Below are 5,192 nucleotides of genomic sequence, written 5' to 3'. Positions count from 1 at the left end.
TGCCATGATCTACCGCTGGCCGATGCGGCGCATGTTTCGTTCAAACAATTTCTGTAACAGGTACTAAGCAATGCCACAACCAACTTCATACACATCATGCCGATATTGGAATGATGGTTACGCCGAAGGCGATGCTGACTGCTATGGCGCCATCGAGGACCTTTACCGCCCGCGTGTAAACAAAGACGCCTTCTGGCGCGCCGTTCGCGCGCGGGAGATGCGGGATAAAGATTATCGTAACTGAAAGGAATAAAGTAAATGGCAACCACAACTGTCACGTTTGGCCGTATCGCAAAAGACTTTCCTGCGCTCATCGCGTCGAGTATGGTCAGTGAAACAATCACCCCGACTTCGTCTAATCAACAGACCACTGCGGTGGCGCCAACGGACGCACTCAAGAACGGTGACATAGTCGCCAACGTGGCAACCGACGTACAGGTTTACGTAGCCTTCGGTACTAACCCCAATGCGTTGACCGGAACGGGTACACGGAAAATGCTTCCTGCCGGTAGTGATGTTTACTTTGTCGTAAATGGGGGTGACGAGTGTGCCGTCACACTGGCACCATAATGTTGCGGCGCCTCGGCGGGTGTTTGGTCGGGAGTGGGCAGGCTAACTTTACTCCACAATGGTTTCCCTACACCGGCGCGTCGATGCATCTCGATTTCGTCAACCGGCGCTATTACTGGAATGGCGCCAGCCGCGGCGAAGGCGATTTCTCGGCTTTCTCGGGCGGCAGCTTCGGGACTGGCGATGCCAAGGGGTTCATCCCCGCCGTTGATGCCTCGCACAATGTCAAGATCGCATGGGCTGACCTCGGCATCTCGGCGCCATTCTGCATGGTCAGCGTGTCGCGGCGCACGTCCATCGGGGCGAACCAGAGCCTGTTCAGGCTGCTGTCCGATGCCAACAACTATGCGGTCCATTTTGTCCTCTCGTCCGGCGTCGCGCGGACGGTGGTTAACATTACCGCAGGAACCCAGGCACAGGTCAGCGGCCCCACCCTATCCGCCAACACAGTCTATTCCTGGGCGTCCAACATCGAAACCGATGCGATCCGCGCCAGTGTCAACGGTGCCAATGCGGGAACCGCCGATACGTCCGCCACGCTACCCGACATTACCGAACTTGTCGTGGGCCACAACGGCTACAACGCAGCTCCGTTCCTCGGTTCGATCCGGCACCTCATGCTGTTCACCGGCTCGCGCAATCAGACCGCGCTCAACGCTGACCACGGCAGTTCATACCGCTTATGGAGGATGATTCACGATGGCGATGTCTCCCCGACCATTCCCGCTCGTGCAGGGGTCTGCGCCTTGCGTCAAAACACGTTGTCGGGGGAACCGGCAGTATTGCGATATGTACGCGGGCATTATTCCCCCATACATACCCGGTTGACTTTCCCGGCAATCTGTTGTAAGTGAAAAGCATGGAACTCGGATTAGAAATTCTTAAAACGCACGGCAGGGTCGAGCAGGATCTTGATCCTGTCTTAATCCGCCCGCTTGAAGCGACCGACCTCGCCAAGCTTTCAACTGAACGTGGGGTGCAAAAGCCCAAGCAATTGTCGAGTCTGTCGCGACTGTCCGAGCGCCACCGGACCTTGGCCCGGCTCCTCGCCTGTGGCAAGTCGGCCGGAGAGATTTCCGCTATCACTGGCTACACTGAGTCGCGCATTTCCATCCTCCAGTCCGATCCAGCGATGAAGAACCTGATCCGCCATTATGCCGAAGAGGTTGACATCGTCTTCACTCGAACAAATGAAAGTTGGCCCAAGTCGCATCGACGGCACTCGACATCATTCAGGATCGACTTGAAGATGATGGACTGTAGATAAGATGTCTGTCGCACAGTTGCTTGAAGTCGTCAAGACCGCTGCCGATCGTTCGGGCAACGGCCCTCAACGACGCAACAGGGTCAACGTCACTGTCGGTATCGCCGATCGGCTCGAAGCCGCGCGCAAGCGTATGCTCCAGTCCAAGTTGATTGAAGCCAAAGCGGTCGAGGTCTAAGTGGACATCATTGAAGAGTTGGCCCCATTCTCCAGTGATCCTCTTGGGTTCGTATTGTTTTCGTTCCCGTGGGGCGAGCCGGGTGACCTCGAACATGAAGATGGGCCAGAACAGTGGCAGGCTGATCTTCTCGCAGATCTCGGTAACGGTCTGGTCGACTTCGCCACTGCTGTTCACCTCGCGACTACTTCAGGTCACGGTGTCGGCAAGTCTGCACTCGTCTCATGGTTGATCTTGTGGGCCATGTCCACTTTCGAGGATACTATCGGCGTCGTCACTGCCAACACTGAAACACAGTTGAAGACAAAAACGTGGGCGCAGTTGGCAAAAATGGTTTTCCGCCTGTTCCATCAGCAAATGTTCGGATGAATAGCGACCAAGTTGTACTCGAAAGACCCGGCGCACGAAAACACTTGGCGACTCGACATGGTACCTTGGTCCGAGCGGAATACCGAAGCCTTCGCGGGTCTGCATAACAAGGGCAAGCGTATTCTTCTGGTGTTTGACGAGGCTTCGGCTATCCCCGATCTCATTTGGGAAGTTTCTGAGGGCGCTTTGACCGATGCCAGCACCCAAATCATCTGGGCCGTGTTTGGAAATCCTACGCGCAACAAGGGACGCTTTCGTGAATGCTTCAAGGGAGGTCGGTTCGAGCATCGCTGGATCAGTCGCGCCGTTGACTCACGCGAAGTCACCCTGACCAATAAGACACAAATTGCTAAGTGGATCACAGACTACGGCGAAGACTCCGATTTCGTCCGTGTTCGTGTGCGCGGGTCTTCCCTCGTGTTGACGCTGAAAGCTTCATTTCGTTTGAGGTCGCGACAGAGGGCAGCAAAACGCCCGCCAACTCCGTCTCAAGACCCCATCATCCTCGGCGTCGATGTCGGTCGTTTCGGTGACGACCCTCTGTCATTTATGCTCGTCGTGGCAGGGACGCAGTTTCCATTCCGCCTGAAGTCCTCTTCGGCGCCGACACCATGCACCGCTGCGCGTGTGGCTGCCGCTGCCCTTCGTTGGAATGCCATCGCTGTAATGGTTGACTCAGGCGGTGTCGGCGGTGGCGTTGTCGATCGTCTGCAGATGCTCCGCATCCCGTCTTTGCGGTTGATTTTGGTTCTCGCCCTGACAATGATGACCCCAATGACGGAACCAAGTACGCCAACAAGCGTGCTGAGATTTGGGGTCGAATGAAGGAATGGTTAGTCACAGGTTCGATCCCAGATCGCATTCAGGGCCTCGACATCACCCTTGTCGATGAGTTGACTTCTCCGACCTATACCTTAAACAAGCAAGAGCAAATCCAGCTTGAGGGCAAAAACGAGATGCGTAGGCGCGGAGTTAAGTCCACGAACCTCGCTGATGCACTTGCTACCACCTTCGCTTACTATGTTTTTCAACCATCAGAAGCGGAACGTGAAGAACTTCCTCCCCAATACACCCCGGACTACAATCCATATGCGCAGGAGGCGCTACTCACATGATGCCAAAAGTCAAGGCCCCAAAGCCGCCCAAAATGCCCATAAGTGCGCTTGACACGAAGCGGATCATGCCGGATGATGCAGTCTCATCGGCGTACAATTCGCTGATTTCCCGTCCGACGACGTTGGGCGCAAGGCTGAGGTCAAGAAAAAGACCCTCTTGGGTGGAGCATAGCCATGAAAATAAGTGAAGAGTACCGCATGAAATTAGATACCACTCTCGGTGCTCTTCGTACTGATCGGTATCCGTGGTGGCACGTCTGGCGCGAACTTGCAGAGTACTACATTCCCAAACGCTACATTTGGCTCTCATCCAAAAACGAGCAGCGCCGTTATGTCGGAAAGAACGGAACTATTCTGGACGGCACTGGCACGAAGGCAGGTCGCGTTCTTGCGGCAGGAATGATGAACGGCATCACTTCGCCGTCGCGTCCGTGGTTCAAACTCCGTGTACCGGGGTATGAAGATGAGGTCGATCACGACGCCCGCATGTGGCTCGATGAGGTCGAACGGCGCATGTTGCAGATTATGGCTGAGTCGAACTTCTACAATTCGCTCGCCCTGACCTATATCGACTTGGTATTCTTCGGTTCTGCCGCTCAGTTAATTTATGAAGACGAAGAGTCCGTCATCCGTTGTTACAACAACGCCCTCGGCGAGTACTACCTCGGCCAGGACGATCGACATGTCGTGAATATTTTTGTCGTGAGTTTTCGCTCCAAAGTCCACAAGTCGTTTCGGATGGGGGTCGAAAACGTCAGCGGACAATGGCGAACAATTTCAAACTCGGCGGCGCACATCGCCTCCACGATGTCGATCTCATACACATGATTGAACCGAACCTTGGCCCGTACTACCCGGTCCCGAAGAAGTTCAAGTTCCGCGAGGTTTACTACGAGGCGAATGGGCCGAAGGACATCGCGCTGCAAGCCCGAGGCTATAACGAGTTTCCCGGTATCTTCCCGCGTTGGGAACTGACCGCCAATGACGCCTACGGGACCTGTCCGGCAATGGACGCTCTCGGTGATGTCATCCAGCTTCAGCATGAGACGAAACGGAAAGGCCAGTCCCTCGACTACATGGTCCGCCCGCCCATGTTGCTTGACATTCAACTCAGCATCGTCCAACAGCGTTTATGCCTGGCGGTCACACTTTTGTCTCAGGTACTTCGCAAATGGGCGGCGCTAAGCCCGCGTATCAGGTCGCACCGCCCCTGGGCGAGCTGTCTGCCGACATTCGCGATGTCCAGCTTCGCATCCGTGAGTTCTTTCACAACGACCTGTTCCAGATGATTTCGCAACTGGAGACGGTCAGGACCGCAACGGAGATCGACGCCCGACGCGAAGAGAAGCTCGTTCAACTTGGTCCTGTGTTGGAAAGGTTTGAGAACGAAGCCCTCGACCCCGCGATCAAGCGCATCTTCGCCATTATGGACCGAATGGGGCTCTTACCGGAAGCACCACAATCGTTGCAAGGTGCGGACTTGGAAATCCAGTACGTGTCGATCCTCGCCTCCCGCACAGACCGCTGTGGGTGTAATCCCGACCGTTGTGGAAGAACTTCTCCGCGATTACGCGCGCGACATCGGCGTGAAGGCGAAAGGCATCAAGTCTCGCGATATGATGGAAGCTGAACGGCAGCAAAAAGCCGAGACCGAGGCCACACAGAGCATGATCGAAACTGCTCCGCAGGCCGCAGG

Annotated in this window: 8 protein-coding genes; all 8 read left to right on the top strand. The window is 55.5% G+C overall.

The features are described from left to right. Nucleotides 1-569 precede the first annotated feature (569 nt). The 8 genes from IPH10_10830 (at nucleotide 570) to IPH10_10795 (ending at nucleotide 5,126) form a co-directional block, all read left to right on the top strand. Nucleotides 570-1,424 carry a hypothetical protein gene (locus IPH10_10830; protein MBK6911404.1) on the top strand — a complete coding sequence of 285 codons (855 nt, stop codon included), beginning with the start codon at nucleotides 570-572 and terminating at the stop codon, nucleotides 1,422-1,424. A gap of 5 nt (nucleotides 1,425-1,429) precedes the next feature. Further along, the gene (locus tag IPH10_10825; protein ID MBK6911403.1) at nucleotides 1,430-1,837 is read left to right on the top strand and encodes a hypothetical protein; all 408 of its coding nucleotides are present in this window, start codon (nucleotides 1,430-1,432) and stop codon (nucleotides 1,835-1,837) included. 1 nt (nucleotide 1,838) lies between these two features. Next, the gene (locus IPH10_10820; protein MBK6911402.1) at nucleotides 1,839-2,012 is read left to right on the top strand and encodes a hypothetical protein; all 174 of its coding nucleotides are present in this window, start codon (nucleotides 1,839-1,841) and stop codon (nucleotides 2,010-2,012) included. Then, complete coding sequence (locus IPH10_10815) at nucleotides 2,013-2,381, top strand: hypothetical protein (GenBank protein MBK6911401.1); 369 nt, start codon at nucleotides 2,013-2,015, stop codon at nucleotides 2,379-2,381. Nucleotides 2,382-2,393: 12 nt separating this feature from the next. Then, nucleotides 2,394-3,206 (top strand): hypothetical protein, encoded by an 813-nt coding sequence (locus tag IPH10_10810; GenBank protein MBK6911400.1) that lies wholly within the window; start codon nucleotides 2,394-2,396, stop codon nucleotides 3,204-3,206. Continuing rightward, nucleotides 3,203-3,496, top strand: a complete 294-nt coding sequence (locus IPH10_10805; protein MBK6911399.1) for a hypothetical protein — start codon at nucleotides 3,203-3,205, stop codon at nucleotides 3,494-3,496. The genes IPH10_10810 and IPH10_10805 overlap by 4 nt, the downstream gene beginning before the upstream one ends. Before the next feature lie 174 nt (nucleotides 3,497-3,670). Further along, entirely contained in the window at nucleotides 3,671-4,324 is a 654-nt protein-coding gene (locus IPH10_10800; protein ID MBK6911398.1) for a hypothetical protein, read from the top strand. Nucleotides 4,325-4,628: 304 nt separating this feature from the next. Continuing rightward, nucleotides 4,629-5,126, top strand: coding sequence for a hypothetical protein (locus IPH10_10795; protein ID MBK6911397.1), 498 nt, complete (start codon nucleotides 4,629-4,631; stop codon nucleotides 5,124-5,126). Nucleotides 5,127-5,192: the final 66 nt, after the last annotated feature.

This window comes from bacterium (genome assembly GCA_016702305.1).
Lineage (GTDB): Bacteria > Electryoneota > RPQS01 > RPQS01 > RPQS01 > JABWCQ01.
The sequence above is the reverse complement of the archived record's forward strand: the minus strand, read 5'-3'. Positions and strand labels throughout refer to the sequence as shown.

Excerpts from the sequence above, each read along its gene's own strand:
- IPH10_10830 (MBK6911404.1), top strand. The coding sequence starts at position 570 with ATGTTGCGGCGCCTCGGCGGGTGTTTGGTCGGGAGTGGGCAGGCTAAC.
- IPH10_10825 (MBK6911403.1), top strand. The coding sequence starts at position 1,430 with ATGGAACTCGGATTAGAAATTCTTAAAACGCACGGCAGGGTCGAGCAG.
- IPH10_10820 (MBK6911402.1), top strand. The coding sequence starts at position 1,839 with ATGTCTGTCGCACAGTTGCTTGAAGTCGTCAAGACCGCTGCCGATCGT.
- IPH10_10805 (MBK6911399.1), top strand. The coding sequence starts at position 3,203 with ATGAAGGAATGGTTAGTCACAGGTTCGATCCCAGATCGCATTCAGGGC.
- IPH10_10800 (MBK6911398.1), top strand. The coding sequence starts at position 3,671 with ATGAAAATAAGTGAAGAGTACCGCATGAAATTAGATACCACTCTCGGT.
- IPH10_10795 (MBK6911397.1), top strand. The coding sequence starts at position 4,629 with ATGCCTGGCGGTCACACTTTTGTCTCAGGTACTTCGCAAATGGGCGGC.